Annotated in this window: 25 protein-coding genes; 9 read left to right on the top strand and 16 right to left on the bottom strand. The window is 64.5% G+C overall.

Annotation, left to right across the window (positions count from 1 at the left end):
• Position 1 precedes the first annotated feature (1 nt).
• The 5 genes from nuoE to QM588_RS12535 form a co-directional block, all read right to left on the bottom strand.
• Positions 2-898, bottom strand: a complete 897-nt coding sequence (gene nuoE / locus QM588_RS12515; protein WP_283313706.1) for an NADH-quinone oxidoreductase subunit NuoE — start codon at positions 896-898, stop codon at positions 2-4.
• On the bottom strand, positions 895-2,193 hold the full coding sequence (nuoD, locus tag QM588_RS12520; protein ID WP_283313707.1) for an NADH dehydrogenase (quinone) subunit D: 1,299 nt from the start codon (positions 2,191-2,193) through the stop codon (positions 895-897). The genes nuoE and nuoD overlap by 4 nt, the downstream gene beginning before the upstream one ends.
• Entirely contained in the window at positions 2,193-2,897 is a 705-nt protein-coding gene (locus tag QM588_RS12525) for an NADH-quinone oxidoreductase subunit C (RefSeq protein ID WP_442972907.1), read from the bottom strand. The genes nuoD and QM588_RS12525 overlap by 1 nt, the downstream gene beginning before the upstream one ends.
• Positions 2,894-3,448 (bottom strand): NuoB/complex I 20 kDa subunit family protein, encoded by a 555-nt coding sequence (locus QM588_RS12530; protein ID WP_027496776.1) that lies wholly within the window; start codon positions 3,446-3,448, stop codon positions 2,894-2,896. The genes QM588_RS12525 and QM588_RS12530 overlap by 4 nt, the downstream gene beginning before the upstream one ends.
• Positions 3,449-3,519: 71 nt before the next feature.
• Complete coding sequence (locus QM588_RS12535) at positions 3,520-3,879, bottom strand: NADH-quinone oxidoreductase subunit A (RefSeq protein ID WP_027496775.1); 360 nt, start codon at positions 3,877-3,879, stop codon at positions 3,520-3,522.
• Between the two features lie 292 nt (positions 3,880-4,171).
• Between QM588_RS12535 and QM588_RS12540 the strand changes: the two genes are divergently transcribed.
• Positions 4,172-4,894 carry an aquaporin gene (locus tag QM588_RS12540; RefSeq protein WP_283313710.1) on the top strand — a complete coding sequence of 241 codons (723 nt, stop codon included), beginning with the start codon at positions 4,172-4,174 and terminating at the stop codon, positions 4,892-4,894.
• Positions 4,895-4,918: 24 nt separating this feature from the next.
• Here QM588_RS12540 and QM588_RS12545 read toward each other — a convergent pair whose 3' ends face one another.
• Both QM588_RS12545 and QM588_RS12550 read right to left on the bottom strand, forming a co-directional pair.
• Positions 4,919-5,347, bottom strand: a complete 429-nt coding sequence (locus QM588_RS12545) for a hypothetical protein (protein ID WP_283313712.1) — start codon at positions 5,345-5,347, stop codon at positions 4,919-4,921.
• A gap of 89 nt (positions 5,348-5,436) precedes the next feature.
• A complete protein-coding gene (locus QM588_RS12550; protein WP_283313714.1) occupies positions 5,437-6,072 on the bottom strand; it encodes an AMIN-like domain-containing (lipo)protein in 636 nt (211 codons plus the stop codon).
• A gap of 100 nt (positions 6,073-6,172) precedes the next feature.
• Between QM588_RS12550 and QM588_RS12555 the strand changes: the two genes are divergently transcribed.
• The gene (locus QM588_RS12555) at positions 6,173-6,448 is read left to right on the top strand and encodes a hypothetical protein (protein ID WP_027496773.1); all 276 of its coding nucleotides are present in this window, start codon (positions 6,173-6,175) and stop codon (positions 6,446-6,448) included.
• A gap of 2 nt (positions 6,449-6,450) precedes the next feature.
• On the opposite strand, the gene QM588_RS12560 is transcribed toward QM588_RS12555, so the two are convergent.
• Both QM588_RS12560 and QM588_RS12565 read right to left on the bottom strand, forming a co-directional pair.
• Positions 6,451-7,908, bottom strand: a complete 1,458-nt coding sequence (locus QM588_RS12560; RefSeq protein ID WP_283313717.1) for an APC family permease — start codon at positions 7,906-7,908, stop codon at positions 6,451-6,453.
• Between the two features lie 125 nt (positions 7,909-8,033).
• Complete coding sequence (locus tag QM588_RS12565; RefSeq protein ID WP_283313719.1) at positions 8,034-8,468, bottom strand: hypothetical protein; 435 nt, start codon at positions 8,466-8,468, stop codon at positions 8,034-8,036.
• Positions 8,469-8,538: 70 nt separating this feature from the next.
• On the opposite strand from QM588_RS12565, the gene QM588_RS12570 reads away from it, so the two are divergent.
• Both QM588_RS12570 and QM588_RS12575 read left to right on the top strand, forming a co-directional pair.
• Positions 8,539-9,306, top strand: coding sequence for a 2-phosphosulfolactate phosphatase (locus QM588_RS12570; RefSeq protein ID WP_283313722.1), 768 nt, complete (start codon positions 8,539-8,541; stop codon positions 9,304-9,306).
• A gap of 86 nt (positions 9,307-9,392) precedes the next feature.
• Positions 9,393-10,136: a polyprenol monophosphomannose synthase gene (locus tag QM588_RS12575; protein WP_032400627.1), complete on the top strand. Its 744-nt coding sequence runs from the start codon at positions 9,393-9,395 to the stop codon at positions 10,134-10,136.
• Between the two features lie 19 nt (positions 10,137-10,155).
• Here the strand turns inward: QM588_RS12575 and QM588_RS12580 are convergent, their stop codons facing one another.
• Complete coding sequence (locus QM588_RS12580) at positions 10,156-10,953, bottom strand: SDR family oxidoreductase (RefSeq protein ID WP_283313726.1); 798 nt, start codon at positions 10,951-10,953, stop codon at positions 10,156-10,158.
• A complete protein-coding gene (locus QM588_RS12585) occupies positions 10,950-11,624 on the bottom strand; it encodes a lysophospholipid acyltransferase family protein (RefSeq protein ID WP_283314131.1) in 675 nt (224 codons plus the stop codon). The genes QM588_RS12580 and QM588_RS12585 overlap by 4 nt, the downstream gene beginning before the upstream one ends.
• Before the next feature lie 53 nt (positions 11,625-11,677).
• On the opposite strand from QM588_RS12585, the gene QM588_RS12590 reads away from it, so the two are divergent.
• Complete coding sequence (locus tag QM588_RS12590) at positions 11,678-12,250, top strand: TetR/AcrR family transcriptional regulator (protein WP_283313729.1); 573 nt, start codon at positions 11,678-11,680, stop codon at positions 12,248-12,250.
• On the opposite strand, the gene QM588_RS12595 is transcribed toward QM588_RS12590, so the two are convergent.
• The 4 genes from QM588_RS12595 to QM588_RS12610 form a co-directional block, all read right to left on the bottom strand.
• Complete coding sequence (locus QM588_RS12595; protein WP_283314133.1) at positions 12,231-13,490, bottom strand: M16 family metallopeptidase; 1,260 nt, start codon at positions 13,488-13,490, stop codon at positions 12,231-12,233. The genes QM588_RS12590 and QM588_RS12595 overlap by 20 nt on opposite strands.
• A gap of 94 nt (positions 13,491-13,584) precedes the next feature.
• A complete protein-coding gene (locus QM588_RS12600) occupies positions 13,585-15,846 on the bottom strand; it encodes a polyribonucleotide nucleotidyltransferase (protein WP_027496765.1) in 2,262 nt (753 codons plus the stop codon).
• Positions 15,847-16,239: 393 nt separating this feature from the next.
• Entirely contained in the window at positions 16,240-16,509 is a 270-nt protein-coding gene (gene rpsO, locus QM588_RS12605; protein ID WP_027496764.1) for a 30S ribosomal protein S15, read from the bottom strand.
• A 135-nt stretch (positions 16,510-16,644) separates the two neighbouring features.
• Positions 16,645-17,613 (bottom strand): bifunctional riboflavin kinase/FAD synthetase, encoded by a 969-nt coding sequence (locus tag QM588_RS12610; RefSeq protein WP_027496763.1) that lies wholly within the window; start codon positions 17,611-17,613, stop codon positions 16,645-16,647.
• A gap of 103 nt (positions 17,614-17,716) precedes the next feature.
• Between QM588_RS12610 and QM588_RS12615 the strand changes: the two genes are divergently transcribed.
• The 4 genes from QM588_RS12615 to QM588_RS12630 are packed head-to-tail and all read left to right on the top strand — an operon-like array spanning position 17,717 to position 21,103.
• Complete coding sequence (locus QM588_RS12615; RefSeq protein ID WP_442972908.1) at positions 17,717-18,679, top strand: metal ABC transporter substrate-binding protein; 963 nt, start codon at positions 17,717-17,719, stop codon at positions 18,677-18,679.
• Positions 18,676-19,473 carry a metal ABC transporter ATP-binding protein gene (locus QM588_RS12620; protein ID WP_052061552.1) on the top strand — a complete coding sequence of 266 codons (798 nt, stop codon included), beginning with the start codon at positions 18,676-18,678 and terminating at the stop codon, positions 19,471-19,473. Before QM588_RS12615 ends, QM588_RS12620 begins: the two co-directional genes overlap by 4 nt.
• A gap of 48 nt (positions 19,474-19,521) precedes the next feature.
• Positions 19,522-20,349, top strand: a complete 828-nt coding sequence (locus tag QM588_RS12625; protein ID WP_052061565.1) for a metal ABC transporter permease — start codon at positions 19,522-19,524, stop codon at positions 20,347-20,349.
• Between the two features lies 1 nt (position 20,350).
• The gene (locus QM588_RS12630) at positions 20,351-21,103 is read left to right on the top strand and encodes a metal-dependent transcriptional regulator (RefSeq protein ID WP_370878688.1); all 753 of its coding nucleotides are present in this window, start codon (positions 20,351-20,353) and stop codon (positions 21,101-21,103) included.
• Positions 21,104-21,146: 43 nt separating this feature from the next.
• Here the strand turns inward: QM588_RS12630 and truB are convergent, their stop codons facing one another.
• Positions 21,147-22,079: a tRNA pseudouridine(55) synthase TruB gene (gene truB, locus QM588_RS12635; RefSeq protein ID WP_027496758.1), complete on the bottom strand. Its 933-nt coding sequence runs from the start codon at positions 22,077-22,079 to the stop codon at positions 21,147-21,149.
• Positions 22,080-22,094 lie beyond the last annotated feature (15 nt).

The following is a 22,094-nucleotide window of genomic DNA, read 5'->3' on the forward strand; positions in this document are numbered from 1 at the left end:
GTCACTTCCCCTTCGTCGGTGGATCGGTTTCGGTGGTGTTCGGCTGCGGCGGAACAGTCGCCGAGGGTGCCGGAGCCGGTTTCTCTCGCACCGTCTCCGCCACCGCTTCGGCACCGAGATCGGGATGACCGTCCGGTGAGCCGGCGACGGCCTGGGGAGCCGACATGGAGTGCTCGTGGGCATATCGCAGACCGGCGAGACTGGCTTCGCCTGCGCTGCCGGACGATTCGAGTGCCCCGGGTCGGTCGTCGGCGAACCCGGCCAGAATTCGCTCGGTCTCGCGGAATGTGCACAGCGGAGCGCCGCGGGTCGGGGTCACCTGCGCACCGGATCGAAGTGAATCGACCAGATCCCGCGCAGACGACGGGGTGCTGTTGTCGAAGAACTCCCAGTTGACCATCATCACCGGCGCGTAGTCGCATGCGGCGTTGCATTCGATGTGCTCGAGAGTGATGGTGCCGTCGGCGGTGGTCTCGCCGTGGTCGATGTCGAGGTGCTCGCGCAGGGTGTCCATGATGGCGTCGCCGCCCATGACGGCGCACAGCGTGTTGGTGCACACGCCCACGCGGTACGTCCCCGTGGGTTCGCGTCGATACATGGAGTAGAAGGTCGCGACTGCAGTCACCTCCGCCCCGGTGAGTTCGAGCACCTCGGAGCAGAATTCGATTCCAGCGGGCGTGAGGCAGCCGTCCTCGGCTTGCACGAGATGAAGCAGCGGCAGCAGGGCCGAGCGCGCCTGCGGATAGCGGGCGACGACAACGTCCGCATCGGAGTGGAGGCGGGTGAGGACGTCGGGCGGATACGACGCCCGAGTGTCCGGGCCGACGAGTTGTACCGCTTCCTCCGGGCGCGCCCCGAGTTGAATCAGGACCGGCTCCGATTGTGGCTGCGCGGTCATCGATCCACCCCACCCATCACCGGGTCGATACTGGCGACCGCGGCGATGACGTCGGAGATCATTCCGCCCTCGCACATTGCCGCCACCGCTTGCAGGTTGGTGAAGGACGGATCTCTGAAATGCACTCGGTACGGCCGTGTTCCGCCGTCGCTGACGATGTGGACGCCCAGCTCACCTCGCGGTGACTCCACCGACGACAGCACCTGCCCCGCCGGTACTCGCATCCCCTCGGTCACCAGTTTGAAGTGGTGGATCAGAGATTCCATCGAGGTGTCCATGATGGTGCGCACGTGATCCTGCGAGTTCCCGAGGCCGTCGGGTCCCGAGACCAGCTCGGCCGGCCAGGCGATCTTCTTGTCGTCGATGACAACGGGACCCGGACGCAGGCGATCGAGGGTCTGTTCGACGATCTTGAGTGATTCCTTCATCTCCTCCACTCGAATCAGATAGCGCCCGTAACAGTCGCTTCCGGTGTCGGTCACCACGTCGAACTCGTAGCTCTCGTATCCGCAGTAGGGATCGGAACGACGCAGGTCGTAGGGCAGTCCGGTCGACCGAAGCACCGGGCCGGTGACGCCGAGGGCCATGCATCCGGTGAGGTCCAGGTAGCCGACGTTCTCGGTTCTGGCCTTCCAGATCGGATTGTCGTTGAGCATGAGTTCGAGGTCTCGAAGGCGACCGGGCAGCACCCGGAGAAGCTCGCGCACCTTCGCGATCGCGTCGTCGGGGAGATCCTGAGACAGCCCTCCAGGACGGATGTAGGCGTGATTCATCCGGAGCCCGGTGATGGCCTCGAAGACGTCGAGGATCAATTCTCGCTCCCGGAAGCCGAACAGCATCGCGGTGACCGCACCCAATTCCATTCCGCCCGTTGCCAATGCAACCAAGTGGGAGGAGATTCGGTTCAACTCCATCAGCATCACCCGGATCACCGTTGCGCGCTCGGGAATGTCGTCGGTGATGTCGAGCAGCTTCTCCACGCCGAGGCAGTACGCCGTTTCGTTGAAGAACGGCGACAGGTAGTCCATGCGGGTGACGAACGTGACGCCCTGGGTCCAGTTTCGATACTCGAGGTTTTTCTCGATTCCGGTGTGAAGGTATCCGATCCCGCATCGAGCCTCGGTGACGGTCTCGCCCTCGATTTCGAGAATCAACCGCAGTACCCCGTGGGTGGACGGGTGTTGCGGACCCATGTTCACCACGATTCGTTCGGTGCTGGACCCACGCGCCAGTTCGACGACGTCGTCCCAGTCCTGGCCCGATACCGCGTAGATGGTTTCGTCTGTTGCACTCATCAGTTGTACGACCTGCGCTCGTTCGGGGGCGCGACCCGAGCGCCCTTGTACTCGATGGGGATTCCGCCCAGCGGATAGTCCTTGCGTTGCGGGTGACCGACCCAGTCGTCGGGCATCTCGATACGCGTCAACGCAGGGTGACCGTCGAACACGATGCCGAAGAAGTCGTAGACCTCACGCTCGTGCCAATCGTTGGTGGGATACACCCCGCACAGCGACGGGCTGTGCGGATCGTCGTCGGGGACGGCAACTTCGAGTCGCAGGCGACGGCCGTGCGTGATGGAGACCAGATGGTAAACCACGTGCAACTCCCGGCCGACCAGGTCCGGATAGTGCACACCCGATGCGCCGGTACACAATTCGAATCGCAGTTCGTCGTCGTCCCGTAGCGCCTGGGCGACGGCGGGCACGTACTCTCGCACCAGATGCAGCGTCAATTCTCCGCGGTGGATCACCACCCGCTCGACGGCGGCGTCGAACGTAGCGACGGGGTTCACAGCAAGAAGGACGGTCGCCAACCGATCGACGAGGGCATCGAAATAGCCGCCGTAGGGCCGCGTCGCGGTGTCCTCGGCTGCCGTCGGCGGCACCAATCGGCCGTAGCCCGACGTGTCGCCACTACCGCGAACACCGAACATCCCGCGTGGCCGCTGAGACATTTCACCGGGCGGCTGAGACATTCCACCCGGCGGCTGCGCCGTCATCGGAGCAGACCCTTCAGATCGATCGTCGGTGTCGACGAGAGCGCGGCCGCCTCGGCCGCCGCTCGCACCTGTTCTCGATTCACACCCAGCGGCATCTGCTGAATCTTTTTGTGCAGCTCCAAGATTGCGTTGAGCAACATCTCGGGCCTAGGCGGGCATCCGGGCAGATAAATGTCGACGGGCACGATGTGGTCCACTCCCTGAACCACCGCATAGTTGTTGAACATTCCGCCCGAGGACGCACAGACACCCATGGCGAGAACCCATTTCGGTTCTGCCATCTGGTCGTAGACCTGCCTCAACACCGGAGCCATCTTCTGGCTGACGCGACCGGCCACGATCATCAGATCGGCCTGCCGGGGGGACGCACGAAACGCTTCCATTCCGAATCGCGCCAGATCGAAACGGCCGGACGTGGTGGCCATCATTTCGATGGCACAACATGCGAGCCCGAAGGTGGCGGGCCACAGCGAGCCCTTACGTGCGTACCCGGCCAACCCTTCGACGGTGGTCAGCAGGAATCCGCTGGGTAGCTTCTCTTCGAGTCCCATCGATCACGCTCTTTCGCTTCCGCAGAATGAGAACAGTGCATCGTGCCGTCGTCGTATCCGAGATCGTGTGGTCAGTCCCAACCGAGCCCGCCTCGCCGCCACTCGTACACGTAGGCCACCGACACGTTCACGACGAACAACGCCATCGCGACGAGCCCGAACGCACCGAGAACGTCGAGGTGGACGGCCCAGGGATACAGGAAGACGATCTCGATGTCGAAGATGATGAACAGCATCGCGGTGAGATAGAACTTCACCGGAAATCGTTGTCCCGTAGGCGCATGCATCGTGGGTTCGATCCCACATTCGTACGCGTCGAACTTTGCTCGGTTGTATCGGGCGGGTCCCACCATCGTGCCGACCATCACCGAGAAGACCGCGAACGCGACTGCGACGGCACCCAGGACGAGAATCGGAACGTAGGCGTTCATTCGGGCATCCGCTCCCTCGATCGACGACCGCGCCGACGCGAAAGTAAATGCGACGGCCGTACCAATGTGACCTGAACCACACAGTATGGCTTCGGTGCAGATCTCGCGGGATTTCGAGCAGTCCAGTTTCGTAAACCGTTGACGCGCATGGGGCACCCACCCTCGAACCCCGGGCCGTATGTGTGATCCACATCACTCGGCTATCGCATGCGGTCCACGACGTGGACGACGACCAATCCCCGAACATTTCCCGCGGCCCGTCCCGGGCCGCCGCCATCACGAAGGAGAGACGATGAAGTCGATTTCCATCTCGGCGCTCGGTGCCGAGGGACTCGGCACTGCCCTGTTGGTCGTTTTCGGTGTCGGCACCGCTGTCGTCGCGGGCGATACCGTGGGGACGCCCGGCATCGCACTGGCGTTCGGGCTCACTCTGCTCGCCCTCGTCTACGCGATCGGCCCGATCTCCGGCTGCCACATCAACCCGGCAGTGACGGTAGGGGCACTGATCGCCCGCGCGATCACCCCGATCACGGCGGCGTTCTACATCGTCGCGCAGGCCATCGGTGCGTTGATCGGCGCCGTGATCGTACTGGCGCTCGCCTCCGGCCGCCCGGGGTATTCGTTGTCCTCGGACGGACTGGGTACCAACGGTTTCGCGGATTCGTCACCGGGCGCATACGACCTGGCATCGGTTGCGGTGTTCGAGATCATTGCCACGGCAACCCTCGTCCTGGTCGTACTGGCAACCACGGCGCGCTCGGCTCATCCCGCGCTGGCAGCGGGAATTCCGATCGGCCTGACCCTCACGGTCCTTCACCTGCTCGGCATCGGAATCGATTCGACGTCGGTGAACCCGGCTCGATCCTTCGGTCCTGCCCTGATTGCGGGCGGACCCGCCCTGTCTCAGCTGTGGGTGTTCGTGGTGTTTCCCGTTCTCGGAGCGGTACTCGCCGGACTCATCCATCGCTTCGTGCTGAAGGTGCCCGCTGCCACGGCCACGGCCGCATCGGCCTGACTACGGCTACACTCTCCATGCCACCTATGCCACGGTCGCCGAGTGCTGCCCCAGCAGAGCCACTACTGCACGTCCCAGCCGGATCGGGTCCACGGGGTGGGGAACGGCAGCCTCGGCGCGTGACCAGTCTGCCAACCACCTGTCGTCCGGGCGCCCGATGAGAACCAGCACCGTCGGGCACGGGTCGATCTCGTCCTTGAGCTGCTTCGCCAGGCCGAGGCCTCCGACGGGCGAGGACTCACCGTCGAGGATCGCCAGGTCGACACCGCCCGCATCCAGGTGCTCGATGACGACGGCCGCAGTGGCGACGTCCACGTAATCGATCTCGCCGAGCGTCGGATCCGGTCGAGTCCCCACGGCGGACTTCACCTGGGCTCTGGTCTCAGCGTTACTGCTGTACACGAGCACACGCACCTGACCTGCCGAACTGGCTCCCGCTGTGGCGTCGGACACACCGCGATGGTAGCGCGGCTCCCCGTGGACCGTGCCTGAACGCACGTCGCCGAGGTACTTTCGCGTCGTCGACGTCGAGCGGCGGCAGATCAGGAGATGGTGACGATGACGGCGGCAGGTTCATCCGTGCTGTACACCGCGAAGTTCGGACGGTCGGACGCTACGGCGACGAAGGACTGCGAGATCCCATCGGGATCGGTCAGGAAGTCGACCGCCACCACGGCGGAGTCCGGCTCGTTGCGGATCCGATCCGGCCCGGCGTACGGAACGACGGTGGCGTCCGGTTCGGTCGAGGTACCGGCGATGTCGACCTGGAGTACGGCTCGCCCGGGGAGCGCGACCGGCTCACTCGTTCCGTATCGCACGGCTTCGTCGACGTAGCGCACCGTGTACGACACCGGCCCGTTGCCGGCCAGTCGATACTCGACGGAGGAGGTTCCCAACACCACGTCCGTCACCGCCACGGGTGAGCCCGACGGGTGACGCATTCCCTCCAGCGACAGTCCCGGCACGACCGACGGCACCGTTTCGGTGGGGGCAGTCGGTGCGGTGAACGGGTCGCCGACCACAAGCGAGCCGATGGCCGTCTCGAAGTTCGGTGACGGTGACGCATCGGTCACCGGACGATTTGCCCCACCGGCGGAGCAACCGACGAGCAGCACAGCAGCGAGCAGTGGTGCCACGACCGACCCGGCCGCAACAGGCCTGCGATACCCCTCGCTCATCGACTCACCGTACAGATAAAACCGACCGGTTCGATAGTGTCGATCGGCCGCGGTTCGGTCACGGTCCCACCTGCCGCAAATCCTGCTAGCGTCGTCGAGCATGGAGCCCACGAGCTATTCGTCCGGTGAACGCGTGTTCGGACCTCCCAACGGGACGTTCGACGCGGACTGGGCGGCCACCGCGCTGCGGTCCAATCGACCGGAATTGGACCACCCGACCTCGGTGCGACTGGTCGAGCGGGCCTGGGAGTTGCTTCGATCGTCGAACCTTCGCGGCGAGCCACTCGCTACGGCTCTGGATCTCGAGCCCGGCCTCGCCTCGGCGGTTGCGGCCGTGGCAACGGAGACGGCGGAGCTCTACCTCGACCGACGGTAGGTCTATCGGTCGACGACCTCGGTCGCCAACCTCGCATTGCGGCGCCCGTAGGCGAAGTAGATCAGCAGACCGAGGGCCAGCCAGACCAGAAACCGTATCCACGTCCCCACCACCAGGTTGGCCATCAGGTAGACGCACGAGAGCCCGGACAGAATCGGCACGACGGGAGACAGCGGAACTCGAAAGGGCCGCGCGAGATCCGGCTTGGTCCGACGCAGGATCGGCACTGCCGCCGAAACCAGCAGAAACGCGAACAGGGCACCGATACTGACCATCTCGGCCAGCTCCTTCAGCGGTATCAGAGCCCCCAGTAGCGCCACGAACACCACGACGCCGACGGTCAACCGGGTCGGAGTCCCGAAACGGGGAGACACCTTCGCAACGGACTTGGGCAGCAAACCGTCCCGGCCCATCGCGAAGCCGATTCGGCTGATGGTCACCAACTCGACCAGAATGACCGACGTCAGACCCGCCACGGCCGCTATCGAGACCAGAACGCCCGCCCAGCCTGCACCCACAGAATCGAACGCCTTGGCAATGGGTGCGCTGTCGTCGAGGTCGGTGTATTTCACCATGCCGGTGACGACGAACGCGACCATCATGTACAGCAACGTGCATGCCACGAGCGTGCCGATCAGTGCACGAGGCAGATCATGGGCGGGCCGCTCGGCCTCCTCACTGAGATTGGCAACGGCCTCGAATCCTGTGTAGGCGAAGAACACGACCGCTGCAGCGGTGACGACGCCGGCAAATCCGAACGCCGAGGGTGCGATTCCGGCCACGGCCTGCATCAGGGGCTGATCGAGCGTCGAGCCACCGGCCTCGGCGGGCACGGACTCGGGTACGAACGGAACCAGGTTCGACTTCTGGACGAAGAACAGGCCGGCGATCGCGATGAACACCGAGATGGCGACCTTGATCAGGACCAGCACGTTGGTCACTCGCGCCGACTCCTTGACTCCCACAGCGGCAATGACGCCCAGCACCGCGACGATGGCAACAGCCCCCACGTTCACCGGCGCTTCCTCGGTGAACAAGCTGGGTGACAGAGAAAAGAGATCCGCGAGGTAGCCGGACCAGCTTCGAGCGACAACGGCAGCACCCAAAGCGAATTCGAGGATCAAATCCCATCCGATGATCCACGCGAACAGCTCCCCCAGGGTGGCGTACGCGTACGTGTACGCACTGCCCGCCGTCGGCACGGCCGATGCAAGCTCCGCATAACACAGTGCGGCAAGCAAACTCACGACGCCGGCGATGACGAAGGAGATCACGACCGCCGGGCCGGCATTTTCTTTGGCCTGTACACCGGTGAGCGTGAATATGCCGGTTCCGATGACGATGCCGACTCCGAAACCGACCAAGTCGCGCAACCCGAGCTGCTTGCGCAGACTGCCGGACCCCTGGTCGTCGACGTCGCTCTCGATCTCGTCGACGGACTTCGTGCGAAACATTCCCATTTCCCGACGCTAAGCCATCCACTCATCCCGCGCCGGGGGAAAAGTGGTGTTTGTTTTCGCGATTGTCGGTTATCCGGACAAATCGGAAATCATTGCGTCGCAACCGTCCTCGGGACCGAGCGACACTACGACCGTCCCAAGAATTGTTCAGCAAAAAATCCGGCCAGCAGTACCGCGGTCCCGCCGATCTCGCCGACGATCAGAGCGATCATGAACAGGTGCGTCCCCGGAACGGGATGGACGAACTGATTCTCGGTGTCCCGTCGGATTCCGTGCACGGTGTAGCCGGCGATCGCGGCGACGAAGAACACCAACACCACCACCGCTGCGGTCAGGTCGACCGCCGTCGGCCATGCGCTGTAGTGCGCGAGAGCAGCAAGGACGAGCGCAGCGAAGGAGTACATCAACGCTGCGCGATGCGCGATGTCGACGTATCGGTGTGCGGTCCCGTCACTCGACCTGGTCATCTGGTGGTACTTGAGCACTCCGAGCGCCAACGCCCACATCAGCAACACACCCGACGCGAGCACGATCACTTTCGTGTCGATCTCCAACTGCATCCGCGCCTCCCCGGGTTCCGCTGTCAGCGCCGAACGTAGCACCGGACGCAATGTCGGTTACCGTTCCGCTATGCCGGTCGACTCCGCCCACACTCAGAACGACTGCGCGCTGCGCTTCGAGTGGGGCCTGTCCGCGATCGACGCTGTGGTCGCCGGTGCCGACATCGCCGTCGTCGTGGACGTCCTGTCGTTCACGACCACTCTGACGGTGGCAATGGACGCCGGAATCGAGGTCGTACCCAGCCGATGGCGCGACGACCGTGCCGCCCACCTGGCCCAGCAACACGACGCTGTTCTCGCAGTCGGCCGTTCGGTTACGACGCCGGGCGACGTCAGCTTGTGTCCTGCCACCGTGCGCGCGGCGGCACCGCGGCCGAGTCGACTCGTGTTGCCGTCGCCGAACGGTTCCACCATCGCCCACGCACTCGCCGCCCGGGTCGACAGGTGCGTGGGCGCATCGCTCCGCAACGCAGCCGCGATCGCGCAGTGGGTCGTCGACGAGCACCCCCACAGCGTGATTGCCGTCATAGCCGCCGGTGAGAGGTGGCCGGATTCTTCACTGAGGCCCGCAGTGGAGGACCTGTGGGGAGCCGGAGCCGTGCTGGCACCGCTCTTCGAGTCCGGCCTCTTCGATCCGTCCCCCGAGGCGGTGGTCGCCGCAGCCGCATGGCACTCGGCTCGGGCGGATATAGCCGACGAGCTGCAGCGATGCAGTTCGGGCCGGGAGCTCATCGCGATGGGCCACCCCGAGGACGTCGACATCGCCGCCGAGGTCGGCTCGAGCTCCTGCGTGCCGATACTGCGCGGCGACACCTTCGTCGACCACCGAGGCCGATAGCCCCACCCGGTCCCCGACGCCCGCACCGACGCGGCCGATCGTGTCCGAAATTTTGATCGGAACACGGAATCACGGATCATACGGTGGTGAGTACGGAACGAGTCGCCCCGAAGACCACCGTCGTTGTACCGACGTACAACGAACGCGAGAACCTCCCCAAGCTGGTCGAGCTGCTGGCCGGACTGAAGGTCGAGGGGCTCGGCGTCCTGGTGGTCGACGACAATTCCCCCGACGGAACCGGTGACATCGCCGACAAACTCGCCATCGACGGCCCCCTCGAGGTCTCCGTTCTGCACCGCACCGAGAAGAACGGTCTGGGCCGCGCATACGTGGCCGGCATGACACGGGCCCTGGACGAGGGAGCCGACATCGTGATCCAGATGGACGCCGATCTGTCGCACCCCACCGAGGTGATTCCGGCGATGATCGACAAGCTGCGCAACACCGACGCCGCGGTCGTGCTCGGCTCGCGCTACGTCCCCGGCGGTTCGGTCGCCGCGGACTGGCCGTGGCACCGCAAAGCGCTGTCGGCGTGGGCCAACTTCTACGTGAACACGATTCTTCGTCTCGGAGTCAAAGACGCGACCGCCGGCTTTAAGGCATGGCATGCGCGGACGCTCCGCACGATCGACGTTGCGTCGGTGGAGAGCAACGGGTACGCATTCCAGGTCGAGATGAACTACCGGACCGTCAAGCACGGCCTCACTCTCGCCGAGGTACCGATCACGTTCGAGGAGCGTAGCGAGGGCGAATCCAAGATGAGCCTGTCGGTCCAGCTCGAATCTGCCTTGGTGCCCTGGAAGTTGTTGCGGAACAAGAAGAAGCTCTGACCGAGGCACCGCGCCGTGATCACGGCGCGAAGCGTCGGAATCCACCTTCGGCGCCGATGACCTGACCGGTGATCGAGCCCGAATCGGGCGAGAGCAACATCGCCACGACCGCTGCGGCCTCGTCCGGTGAGTTCCACCGCCCGCGCGGCATGTGGCGCGAGACGAACTCGTTCAGATCCGCACTTGCCCAACCGGTATCGGTCGGACCCGGATTGATCGTGTTGACGGTGATGCCACGTTCGATCAGGGAATCGGCAACGGTCGGTGTGATCGAGGCGATGGCACCCTTGCTCACTGCGTAGGGAATCTCTGTCGGCATGGGCCCCTGGTCCTGGCCAGAGGTGAACAGCACGACGCGTCCGCCGTCAGGATGATCGACGTACCGTTGCGCGAATTCCTGCACCAGAAGCAACGACGCGCGCACGTTCACCGCCCACGTCAGGTCGAGGTTCTCTGCGGTCAGAGAACCCAGTTCGCCCAGCTGTGATCGCGCATGGTTGATCACCAACGAGTCGACGGCACCGAACCTGGATTCGACAGCATCGAACAGGGCGGCAGGCGCTTCGACATGGGAGAGATCGATGTCCAGATGCCCGAGTCTGCTGGGCGCAGTGGATAACTCGGCGAGAACCTGCACTGCTCCCGGCGTCCCCGCTCCCCACGGTTCGCTCACGTCGTAGGCATCGCATGATTGCGCGAAGACGCGGGCGCGCTCGTCCTGCAGCAACCTGCGGGTGATGGCGAAGCCGATTCCTTCCCTCCGACCGACGCCGGTGACGAGGACTGTTCTTCTACCCGCCTGCGCGTCCGAGGTCATGCCGCGTCCTTGACTGTCGCGGCGTACACGTCGACGTATTCTTGCCCCGACAGGTTCGCCAGCGCTGTCATCACCTCATCGGTGATCGCCCGCAGAATGGCTTTACTGTTCTGTCCCCCAGCGTATCTCGTGAAGTCCAATGGTTCGCCGACGACCATGCGCACCTTGCCCGGGCGCCACATCCTCGAGCCCACCGGGTTGATTCCGAGCGTCCCGTGCATCACCACCGGCACGACGGGCGCTCCCGTCTCGATCGCCACTCTCGCCAACCCGGTCTTCCCCTTGTACAACCGGCTGTCGGGAGATCGCGTCCCTTCCGGATATACCGCCCACACCTTCCGCTGTCGCAGAATGCTTTTCGCGGCATCGAGCGCCGGAGCCGACGCGTCTGCCCCGCGGCGGTCGACGGGAACCTGACCTGTCGCGCTGTAGAACCAGCGAAGCGCCGCGCCCTTGATTCCCCGGCCGGTGAAGTACTCACTCTTGGCGATGAACGTGACTCGGCGACGAACCAGGAGGACGAGAAAGAACGAGTCGACGACGGTGAGGTGGTTGCCGGCGATGATCACCGGTCCCGTCTTCGGGATATTGCCTGCGCCGACCACCGACGGACGGCCGAGAACTCGAAGAATCGGGCCGATCAGCACATATTTGAACAGCAGGTACCACATCGATCGATCCTCTCGGCTGGACAACGTCACGGCCGAGAGTAGACAATGTCTACGTGACAGACAACCTACGGACGCGGCTGATCGACGCGGGTGTACGCCTACTCGACAGCGAAGGGCCGGAAGGGTTGACCATCAGAGCGGTCACTCGCGAGGCCGGTGTTTCGCACGGCGCTCCCAGGCGGTACTTTCCGACGCTGAGCGCACTGGCCGCGGCCGTGGCCCGAGTCGGTCTGGTCGATCTCGAGAACGCACTGAATTCTGCTGCACAGCAGTCGGATTCGCCCCGAGATGCACTGGATGCGATGGCGCACGCGTACGTGCAGTTCGCGGCGCAGCGCCCCGCGATGTTCGCGCTCATCTTTCGACACGACATTCTCGAGGGCTCCGGTGAGAATCTGCGCGGACAATCGCGACCCCTGTTCGAGGACTTGATCGCCGCGGTCGGTGCCGTCGTGCCGGAGAATCCACAGTTCACAGCACTGAGACTGTGGACCTCCGTGCACGGAATAGCCGCGCTACACTCCACCCGCGCATTCGAGCCGATCACCGACACCTCAGCAGTGTCGGAACTGGTCCGCTGCGCAGTGCGCGACGTGATCGCAGCCGCTAACAGACCAGAGACTTGACCGATGCCGGCAACTGACGAGCGTTCTTGTACGGGCCGACCACCGCGGCACCGAACGGACGATCGAGCAACACGGCCGCGACCTCACGCACCTCGTCGTTGCCGACACTGTCGATACGCGAGAGCGTGTCGGTGATGTCGCGGTGATTGCCGTAGTTCAGTTCGCTGCGACCGATACGGTTCATCCGGGAACCCGAATCTTCCAGGCCCAGAACCAGTCCGCCGCGCAACGAGCCCTTGGCGCGAGCACACTCCGCATCGGTGATGCCCTCGGCCGCAACCTTGGCCAAGACCTCGCGAATCACCGTGGTCACTTCGCCGAGGTTCTCCGGCTGACATCCCGCGTACACCGAGAACGCACCGCTGTCGGCAAACGTATCCACCGACGAGTACACCGAGTACGCCAGTCCGCGCTCTTCCCTGATCTCCTGGAACAGACGCGAACTGAGCCCACCGCCGACAGCAGAATTGAGTACCGACAACGCCCAGCGATGTCCTTCGTGGCGACCGAACGCCCGTACGCCCAGGCACAGATGCGCCTGTTCGCTGTCACGGGTGGTCAGGCTCAACGTGGGCGCATTGCGCAATCGCGCTGTGCCGCTTCGCCTTTCGGCCGGCCGCAGGCCCTTTTCCAGATGGCCCGCGAAGGCACGACGTACCAACGACACGATCTGCTTGTGATCGACGTTGCCGGCAACCGCCACCACCATGCGCTGCGGGGTGTACCGGCGCACGTGAAAAGAGTGCAGTTGCGAACGGGTCATAGATTCGATGGATTCGACCGATCCGATGATCGGGCGTCCGATCGGATGATCGCCGAACATCGCTTCCAGGAAGGCATCTCCGAGTAGATCCTCGGGATCGTCGTCGCGCATGGAGATCTCTTCGAGAACCACCTGTCGTTCGACGTCCACATCTGCCGATCTACACCGACCGCGAAGCACCACATCGCTGACCAGATCGATGGCGAGTGCCACATCTTCGTCGAGGACGTGCGCGTAGAAGCACGTGCTCTCCTTGGAAGTGAATGCGTTCAGCTCTCCCCCGACACCGTCCATCACCTGGGCGATCTCGAGCGCACTACGCGTCGGCGTCGACTTGAACAGCAGATGTTCGAGGAAGTGCGCCGCACCGGCAACGCTGGGTTGCTCGTCGCGTGAGCCGACGCCGACCCACACACCGACCGAGGCCGAGCGGACCCCAGGAACGAACTCGGTGACGACCCGAAGGCCGCCGGGCAGAGTCGTGCGTCGAACGCCCGTGTCGGTGGCGGTGGTCTCTGGAACGGCCGAACGGTACGTCCCGAGGGGACGTACCGTTCGACTCGCTTGCTTCTTACTCAGCGCTGACCTCGGCGGGTGCCTCGGGAGCGTCGGCGGGAGCAGCCGCGTTGTCGTCTTCGACGGGAACGAGGCTGATCTTGCCGCGGTTGTCGATATCGGCGATCTCGACGCGCAACTTCGATCCGACGCTCACGACGTCCTCGACCTTGTTGATGCGCTTGCCGTTACCGAGCTTCGAGATGTGCACCAGTCCGTCGCGGCCCGGGAGCAGCGAGACGAATGCACCGAAAGCCGTTGTCTTGACGACGGTTCCGAGGAATCGCTCGCCGACCTTCGGCAGCTGCGGGTTGGCGATGGCGTTGATCATGTCGATCGCGGCCTGTGCGGACGGGCCGTCCGCTGCACCGACGTAGACAGTGCCGTCATCTTCGATCGAGATGTTGGCACCGGTCTGCTCGGTGATGGAGTTGATCATCTTGCCCTTGGGCCCGATGACCTCGCCGATCTTGTCGACCGGCACCTTGATCGCGGTGACGCGAGGTGCGTACGGGCTCATCTCGTCCGGGGTGTCGATGGCCTCGGCCATGACCTCGAGGATTGTCGTGCGAGCGTCCTTCGCCTGCGACAGCGCGCCCGCGAGCACCTTCGAGGGGATTCCGTCGAGCTTGGTGTCGAGCTGGAGCGCCGTGACGAAGTCCTTGGTTCCGGCGACCTTGAAGTCCATGTCGCCGAACGCGTCCTCGGCACCGAGGATGTCGGTGAGGGCGACGTAGCGAGTCTCGCCGTCGACCTCGTCGGACACGAGGCCCATCGCGATACCGGCAACCGGGGCACGCAGCGGCACACCGGCATTGAGCAGCGACAGAGTCGATGCGCAGACCGAGCCCATCGAGGTCGAGCCGTTGGAGCTCAATGCCTCGGAGACCTGGCGGATGGCGTACGGGAACTCTGCCTGGCTGGGCAGAACCGGCAGCAGAGCGCGCTCGGCGAGTGCGCCGTGCCCGATCTCGCGACGCTTCGGCGAACCGACGCGGCCCGTCTCACCGGTGGAGTACGGCGGGAAGTTGTAATGGTGCATGTAGCGCTTGGACGTCTCGGGCCCGAGCGAATCGACCTGCTGCGCCATCTTGACCATGTCGAGGGTGGTGACGCCCAGGATCTGGGTCTCGCCGCGCTCGAACAGGGCCGACCCGTGGGTACGCGGGATGATCGCGACCTCGGCGGACAGCGACCGGATGTCGGTGATGCCGCGGCCGTCGATACGGAAGTGATCGGTGAGGATGCGCTGGCGAACCGACTTCTTCGTCAGTGCACGGAACGCAGCACCGATCTCCTTCTCGCGGCCGGCGAAGCTGTCTCCGACCGACGTGAGGACCTGAGCCTTGACCTCGTCGAGCTTGTTCTCGCGCTCGGCCTTGCCGGCAATGGTCAGTGCCTCGTTCAGCGGGATCTTCGCGGCATTCTCGACGGCTTCGAAGACGTCGCTCTGGTACGCCGGGAAGACCGGGTAGTCGCCGGTCGGCTTGGCGGCCTTGGACGCGAGCTCCTGCTGCGCGGTGCACAGGGCCGCGATGAAGGGCTTCGAGGCTTCGAGGCCCTCGGCGACAACCGCCTCGTTGGGTGCGGTAGCGCCACCCTCGATGAGCTCGATGACGTTCTCGGTGGCCTCGGCTTCGACCATCATGATCGCGACGTCTGCGTCGGCACCGGAGCCGGAGACGATGCGGCCGGCGACGACCATGTTGAACACGGCCTTCTCGAGCTGCTCGTTGGTCGGGAACGCAACCCACTGCTTGTCGATCAGCGCGACGCGGACGCCGCCGATCGGACCGGAGAACGGCAGGCCGGCGATCTGGGTCGATGCCGACGCAGCGTTGATCGCGACGACGTCGTACAGATCGGCGGGATTGAGGCTCATGACCGTGATGACGACCTGGATCTCGTTGCGCAGTCCGTCGACGAACGTCGGACGCAGCGGCCGGTCGATCAGGCGGCAGGTGAGGATGGCGTCGGTGGACGGACGGCCCTCGCGGCGGAAGAACGATCCGGGGATACGGCCCGCGGCGTACATGCGCTCTTCGACGTCGACTGTCAGCGGGAAGAAATCGAATCCCTCGCGGGGGTGCTTGCCTGCCGTCGTTGCCGACAGCAGCATGGTGTCCTCGTCGAGGTACGCGGCGACTGCGCCTGCGGCCTGCTGTGCGAGGCGACCCGTCTCGAAGCGGATGCTCCGCTTACCGAAAGAGCCGTTGTCGATGATCGCTGTTGCTTCGTAGACGCCTTCTTCGGCGTCCAATGTTGTGGTGTCCGACATGTGTTCTGTTCTCGTCCTCTCGTCTTTGCCGTGCCCGCGTGGACACACCACCAGCCCTCCTGGCTGTGGCGGCATACCTGTGCCGTCCATCTCCGAGAGTTCGTCTCGGGACGCGGCTGCGCGGAGGCGGCCATCGATCGAAGCCCTCCGGATCTCGTATCCGAAAAGCCACTACCGAAGACCGACACCACGGCGTGACAGGCATACACGGCGGTGTGCGGATACCGTGTATCCGCTGGTCGTGCTGACTATCCTGATGTTGCGGTACAAACACAGAAAGCCAACGAGGAACAGTCTAAGCACTGCCTCGTTGGCTACTGCACTATTGCTGCGAGTCGGGTGTACACCGGCGCGTCGAACCATGCATCGGCAACATCCTCGCGTCGATCGAAATTATCGACGCAGACCCAGACGCTCGATGAGCGAACGGTAGCGAGTGACGTCTACCTTCGCGATGTACTTGAGCAAACGACGACGACGTCCGACCAGCAGCAACAGGCCGCGACGGGAGTGGTGATCGTGCTTGTGCATCTTGAGGTGCTCGGTCAAGTCGACGATGCGCTTGGTGAGCATTGCAACCTGCGCCTCGGGCGAACCCGTGTCGGTGGGGTGCAAGCCGTACTCGCCGAGAACGGCCTTCTTCTGTTCGGTGGTCAATGCCACTGGTACTACTCCTGATCAATGACGTCCGCGTGAAAGGAAGCAACGGGCCGCGCCGTGGACGATGAATGATCGTCCGGCGGTATCGAAGCCGGTGCAGCCGCCACGGACCGCAGCGAACACCGAGGAGTCAGCCTATCAGGCTGCGCTGGCGGCCAGGATCGAGCGGGCCCGGTCGGCGTCCCGGCCCATCTCCTCCACGAGAGCTTCCATGGAATCGAACTTCTCCATTCCGCGCAGTCGCTCGACGAAGTCGACTGCCACGTGCTGCCCGTAGAGGTCTCCTTCGCCGTCGAGCACGAACGCCTCGACGGTCCTGGTGCGTCCCGAGAACGTGGGATTCGTGCCCACCGACACCGCCGCCGGATGCCGCTCCCCCGGAGTGACCGTCCCCATGATCGGACCCGGACCGAGCACGGTGAACCAGGCCGCGTAGACCCCGTCCGCCGGTATGGCCGAGTACATCGGCGGAGCGACATTGGCTGTGGGATAGCCCATTTGACGGCCGCGCCCGTCGCCGTGCACGACGACACCCTCGACGCGATGCGGGCGGCCGAGCGCTGCAGCTGCTGCCGCGACGTCCCCGGCGTCCACGCACGACCTGATGTAGGTGGAGGAGAACGTCACGGCATGCTCGGCGAGCAGGTTGACTCCGTCGACTGCGAATCCGGACCGTTCGCCGATCTTGCGCAGCATCGGCACCGTCCCGAGCGCCTTCTTCCCGTAAGTGAAGTTCTCGCCGACGACCACTTCTGCAACGTGCAGGCGTTCGATCAGGATCTCGTGCACGTATCGCTCGGGGGTGAGTTTCATCAGTTCGGGCGTGAACGGCATGACACAGAACACGTCGATGCCCAGTTCCTCGGCCAGTTCGGCACGCCGGGTCAACGTCGTCAACTGCGCGGGGTGACTACCCGGACGGACCACTTCCATCGGGTGGGGATCGAACGTCATGAGCACACTGGGTACGCCGCGTTCCCGAGCTGCGGCCACTGCTCTACCGATCAACTGCGCATGTCCGCGGTGAACGCCGTCGAACACACCGATCGTGAGCACACATCGGCCCCAGTCGGCAGGTACATCGTCGAGACCTCGCCATCTCTGCACACCGCGAAGCCTACGGCCCGGCGGCCGCTCGGTCATCCTCGGCCAGGCGTGTCGCGTGGGGCAGGTATGGACAAAAGGGTGTCCCCACGGTAAATATTTCGGTGTGCCTAACTTATTTCTTCGATCCCGCGGATCTCGCGCGGGTCGAATCGTTGCGAGCTGGGCCGTGGCGGGACTGCTGGTCGCCACGTCGACCGGATGTGCTCGGACCGTCGACGACGACGAGACGACGTCGATCGACGACGGCAGACCGTTGGTGCTGACGACGTTCACGGTGCTGGCCGACATGGCCGCGAACGTTGCAGGCGACCATCTCCGGGTGGAGTCGATCACCAAGGCCGGGGCCGAGATTCACGGGTACGAGCCCACACCGGGCGACCTACGCACGGCCGAAGGTGCCGATCTGATCCTGGACAACGGGCTCGGCCTCGAGTCGTGGTTCGAGAAGTTCGTCGAGCGGGTGCCGGCGCCGCACGCGGTCGTCAGCGCACACGTGGAACCCGTCTACATCCGCGACGACGCGTATGCGGGCAAGGCCAATCCACATGCGTGGATGTCGCCGGTCGTGGCGGAGACCTACATCACCAATATCGCCGACGCGTTCGTGGCGCTCGACGGTGCTCATGCCGAGGACTACCGCGCCAACGCCGCCGCGTACATCACCGAGCTGCGGTCGGTCGGCGACGAACTGGAATCCGATCTGGCACAACTTCCGGCGCAGCAACGTGCACTGGTGACGTGTGAGGGCGCGTTCGGCTATCTGGCCCGCGACTTCGACCTGCAGGAGGCGTATCTGTGGCCGGTCAATGCCGAACAGGAAGGGACACCCAAACAAGTGGTCCGCACCATCGATTTCGTTCGTGACAACGACGTGCCTGCAGTCTTCTGCGAGTCGACCGTCTCGGACAAGGCTCAGCTCCAGGTCGCCGAGGACACCGGTGCACGCTTCGGCGGAAAGCTGTACGTCGACTCCCTCAGCGCCGCCGACGGACCCGTGCCCACATACCTCGATCTGCTGCGCTACGACGCGCGGCTGATCGCCGACGCGTTGGTGGGCACGCGATGACCCGGCACATCTCGGGTCCGAACCGGGACGGCGCCGCGCTGACCGTCGACGCCGTCGACGTGCGGTACCGAGACGTCGTGGCACTGGTCGGCGCGAGCCTGACCCTCGCACCCGGACGCGTCTGCGGCCTGGTCGGAATGAACGGATCGGGTAAGTCGACGCTGTTCAAGGCGATCATGGGAGTCGTCAAGACCGATGCCGGTTCGATCACGGTCTTCGGCGGCGACCCCGCCCGGGCCCGCAAAGCCGGGACGGTCAGCTACGTGCCCCAGGCCGAATCGGTCGACTGGACATTCCCCATCAGCGTTCGAGACGTGGTGATGATGGGTCGTTACGGCAAACAGAACTTTCTCCGAACACCTCGTGCGGCAGACAGAGCTGCGGTGGACACGGCGCTCCGACGAGTCGATCTCACCGAGCTCGCCGATCGACAGATCGGGCAACTCTCCGGCGGACAACGCAAACGGGCATTCGTGGCCCGCGCCATCGCTCAGGAAGCCTCCTTGCTGCTCCTCGACGAGCCGTTCGCAGGAGTGGACAAGAAGACCGAGGCGACGATCACGCGACTCCTCCGAGAACTGGCCGCTCAGGGTGCGTCCGTCCTCGTGTCCACCCACGATCTGCACGCCCTTCCGGAACTGTGCGACGAGGCGATCCTGCTGCAACAGCGGGTCCTGATGCACGGCAGTCCCGCCGAGGTGTTGCGCCCGGAGAACCTGGCACTGGCCTTCGGCATGGACCCGTCGAGGATCGACGAACTGGGCGCGAGCTCTCCAACTTCGGAAGTGAGCTGAACCGTGTACCTGATCGACTTCGTCGTCAACCCTCTCGAATACACCTTCATGCAGCGTGCGCTGTTGGTGACCGTCACCGCCTCGATCGTCTGCGCGGTGTTGAGCTGCTGGCTCGTACTCATCGGCTGGTCACTGATGGGGGACGCCGTATCGCACGCGGTACTGCCCGGCGTCGCCCTGTCCTATCTGCTGGGTGCGCCGTTCGCCATCGGTGCCCTGCTGTTCGCACTCATCGCGGTCGGTGCCATCGGGGTGGTTCGCAACACCACCATCGTCAAGGAGGACGCCGCGATCGGCGTCGTGTTCACCACGTTGTTCGCCCTCGGCGTCGTCCTGATCTCCAAGTTTCCGAGCCAGATCGACCTCAACCACATCTTGTTCGGAAACCTGCTCGGGGTGTCGCAGTCGGACATGATCCAGGTGTTCGTGCTCGGCGGGCTGGCGTTGGCTGTGATGCTGATCAAGCGTCGCGATTTCACTCTGTTCGCGTTCGACCGCACGCAGGCTCGCGCGGTCGGCATCAATCCGAGCGTGATCTCGGCCGCGATGTTGACGCTGCTCGCGCTGACGACCGTCGTGGCGCTTCAGGCCGTCGGCGTCATCCTGGTCGTCGCCATGCTGATCACACCCGGCGCAACCGCATACCTACTCACCCACAGCTTCGGCCGCATGCTGGTGATTGCCCCCGCCATCTCGGTGGGCTGCGCCCTGGTCGGTATCTACGCCAGTTTCTATCTCGACGTCTCCTCGGGTGGCAGCGTGGTGCTGGCCCAAGGCCTGGTGTTCGTGCTGGCGTACCTGTTCAGCCCGGCGCAGGGCATCGTCACGCGCGCTCTGCGCCGCCGAGGACAGGTCACGGTGGCTCCGGCCGGGTGAGATGTCTTTTTCCATTGGATTGCCTAAGCTCGGCGACGTGGCGCAACGAAAAGACGATCCAGCTCCGGCCGACGAGGGCGTCCAGCTGTCCGCAGTTGCGCAGGACTATCTCAAGGTCATCTGGACGGCCAGCGAATGGAGTGAAGACTCCGTCAGCACCAAGATGCTCTCCGAACGAATCGGCGTGTCCGCATCCACGGTATCCGAGGCGATTCGCAAACTCGCCGATCAGGGCATGGTGGACCACGCCCGGTACGGTGCCATCTCACTCACCGAGAAGGGCCGACTCGCGGCCATCGGCATGGTCCGTCGACACCGTCTCATCGAGACGTACCTCGTTCGCGAACTCGGGTACGGCTGGGACGAGGTCCACGACGAGGCAGAAATCCTCGAACATGCGGTATCCGATCTGATGATGGACCGAATAGACGCCAAACTCGGCCACCCCGAACGAGATCCACACGGGGACCCGATTCCCTCGGCCAACGGATCGATCGACACGCCGTCCGCAACCAGACTGAGCGAGTACCTCGACGGGCAGTCCGGACGGGTGGCTCGCATCTCCGATTCCGATCCCGCGATGCTCCGGTACTTCGATTCGGTCGGCATCGAGCTCGATCTACCGATCACCGTGGTCGAACGACGCGACTACGCCGGCACGGTGGCGATCGAACTCGCCCGACGCGGCAGCACGGAGTCCATCGATCTCGGTCACCGCGCCGCCGAAGCGATCTGGATGGTTCCGGCCACCTGAGCGGTGCAGTCCCCTCGGTCGCGGGGCCGACTCGAACGGGAAATCAGTACCCGCGCAGCGTTGCCGGCCGCACCACCATCACCGAGCTCGCCCGCTTGCCCTTTTCCTGCAGCAACGCGATGGTGTGTCCGGTGGGATCGACAGCCGCGTAGACCCCCTCGATTCCGACGGGATCGAGCCAGCGTCCTTGGCTGAGCGACTCCGCTTCGGCTGCATCGATCTGTCGATGCGGAAATGCGGTGCGCGCGGCCTCGTCTATATCGAGGCCGACAGCGGGATTCTCGGCCAATTCCTCGAGCGTCACGGCGTGGTCCAGCGTGAACGGCCCGACCCGGGTGCGGCGCAGAACCGTCAAGTGACCGCCGACGCCCAGTGCTGCGCCGAGATCCCGTGCGAGCGCGCGCACGTACGTCCCCGACGTGCAGTCCACCTCGACATCGAGGTCGACGAACCGGCCATCGGAATCGACGACATCGCGGCGAGCCGTCACGTCGAAGCGAGTGACAGTGACCTTACGAGCGGCGAGGGTGAACTCCTCACCGGCGCGCGAGAGCTTGTGTGCCCGCTGACCGTCGACCTTGATGGCACTGACACTGGCCGGAACCTGCTCGATGTCACCGGTGAGTGCGGCAACCCCGGCCGCGATATCCGAATCCGAGACATTCGTGGCCGGGACGTCGGCGAGCACCTCACCCTCGGCGTCATCGGTCGTCGTACTGCGCCCCAGTCGCACGGTGGCGGTGTACGACTTGGTCGTCAGCGTCAGCAATCCGAGCATCTTGGTCGCCCGCTCGACGCCCAGAACCAGCACCCCGGTCGCCATGGGGTCCAACGTCCCCGCATGACCGACCTTTCTGGTCTGCAACAACTTTCGGCACGACGCGACGACATCGTGGCTGGTGACGCCCGGCCCCTTGTCGACCACCAACACACCGGCACCGACGAGACCGGACGAGATCTTTCCGCGAGCACTCACGAGAGTGCATTGTGC

Source organism: Rhodococcus sp. IEGM 1354, from assembly GCF_030056855.1.
Taxonomy (GTDB): Bacteria; Actinomycetota; Actinomycetes; order Mycobacteriales; family Mycobacteriaceae; genus Rhodococcoides.

What these genes read in the sequence shown, in the direction of transcription:
- QM588_RS12585 (WP_283314131.1), bottom strand. Translation starts at nt 11,624, where the DNA reads ATGTGGTACCTGCTGTTCAAATATGTGCTGATCGGCCCGATTCTTCGA.
- QM588_RS12600 (WP_027496765.1), bottom strand. Translation starts at nt 15,846, where the DNA reads ATGTCGGACACCACAACATTGGACGCCGAAGAAGGCGTCTACGAAGCA.
- QM588_RS12565 (WP_283313719.1), bottom strand. Translation starts at nt 8,468, where the DNA reads ATGCAGTTGGAGATCGACACGAAAGTGATCGTGCTCGCGTCGGGTGTG.
- QM588_RS12625 (WP_052061565.1), top strand. Translation starts at nt 19,522, where the DNA reads ATGCAGCGTGCGCTGTTGGTGACCGTCACCGCCTCGATCGTCTGCGCG.
- QM588_RS12620 (WP_052061552.1), top strand. Translation starts at nt 18,676, where the DNA reads ATGACCCGGCACATCTCGGGTCCGAACCGGGACGGCGCCGCGCTGACC.
- QM588_RS12560 (WP_283313717.1), bottom strand. Translation starts at nt 7,908, where the DNA reads ATGGGAATGTTTCGCACGAAGTCCGTCGACGAGATCGAGAGCGACGTC.
- QM588_RS12630 (WP_370878688.1), top strand. Translation starts at nt 20,351, where the DNA reads ATGTCTTTTTCCATTGGATTGCCTAAGCTCGGCGACGTGGCGCAACGA.
- QM588_RS12540 (WP_283313710.1), top strand. Translation starts at nt 4,172, where the DNA reads ATGAAGTCGATTTCCATCTCGGCGCTCGGTGCCGAGGGACTCGGCACT.
- nuoE (WP_283313706.1), bottom strand. Translation starts at nt 898, where the DNA reads ATGACCGCGCAGCCACAATCGGAGCCGGTCCTGATTCAACTCGGGGCG.
- QM588_RS12570 (WP_283313722.1), top strand. Translation starts at nt 8,539, where the DNA reads ATGCCGGTCGACTCCGCCCACACTCAGAACGACTGCGCGCTGCGCTTC.
- QM588_RS12525 (WP_442972907.1), bottom strand. Translation starts at nt 2,897, where the DNA reads ATGACGGCGCAGCCGCCGGGTGGAATGTCTCAGCCGCCCGGTGAAATG.
- QM588_RS12535 (WP_027496775.1), bottom strand. Translation starts at nt 3,879, where the DNA reads ATGAACGCCTACGTTCCGATTCTCGTCCTGGGTGCCGTCGCAGTCGCG.
- QM588_RS12580 (WP_283313726.1), bottom strand. Translation starts at nt 10,953, where the DNA reads ATGACCTCGGACGCGCAGGCGGGTAGAAGAACAGTCCTCGTCACCGGC.
- QM588_RS12550 (WP_283313714.1), bottom strand. Translation starts at nt 6,072, where the DNA reads ATGAGCGAGGGGTATCGCAGGCCTGTTGCGGCCGGGTCGGTCGTGGCA.
- nuoD (WP_283313707.1), bottom strand. Translation starts at nt 2,193, where the DNA reads ATGAGTGCAACAGACGAAACCATCTACGCGGTATCGGGCCAGGACTGG.
- QM588_RS12555 (WP_027496773.1), top strand. Translation starts at nt 6,173, where the DNA reads ATGGAGCCCACGAGCTATTCGTCCGGTGAACGCGTGTTCGGACCTCCC.
- QM588_RS12530 (WP_027496776.1), bottom strand. Translation starts at nt 3,448, where the DNA reads ATGGGACTCGAAGAGAAGCTACCCAGCGGATTCCTGCTGACCACCGTC.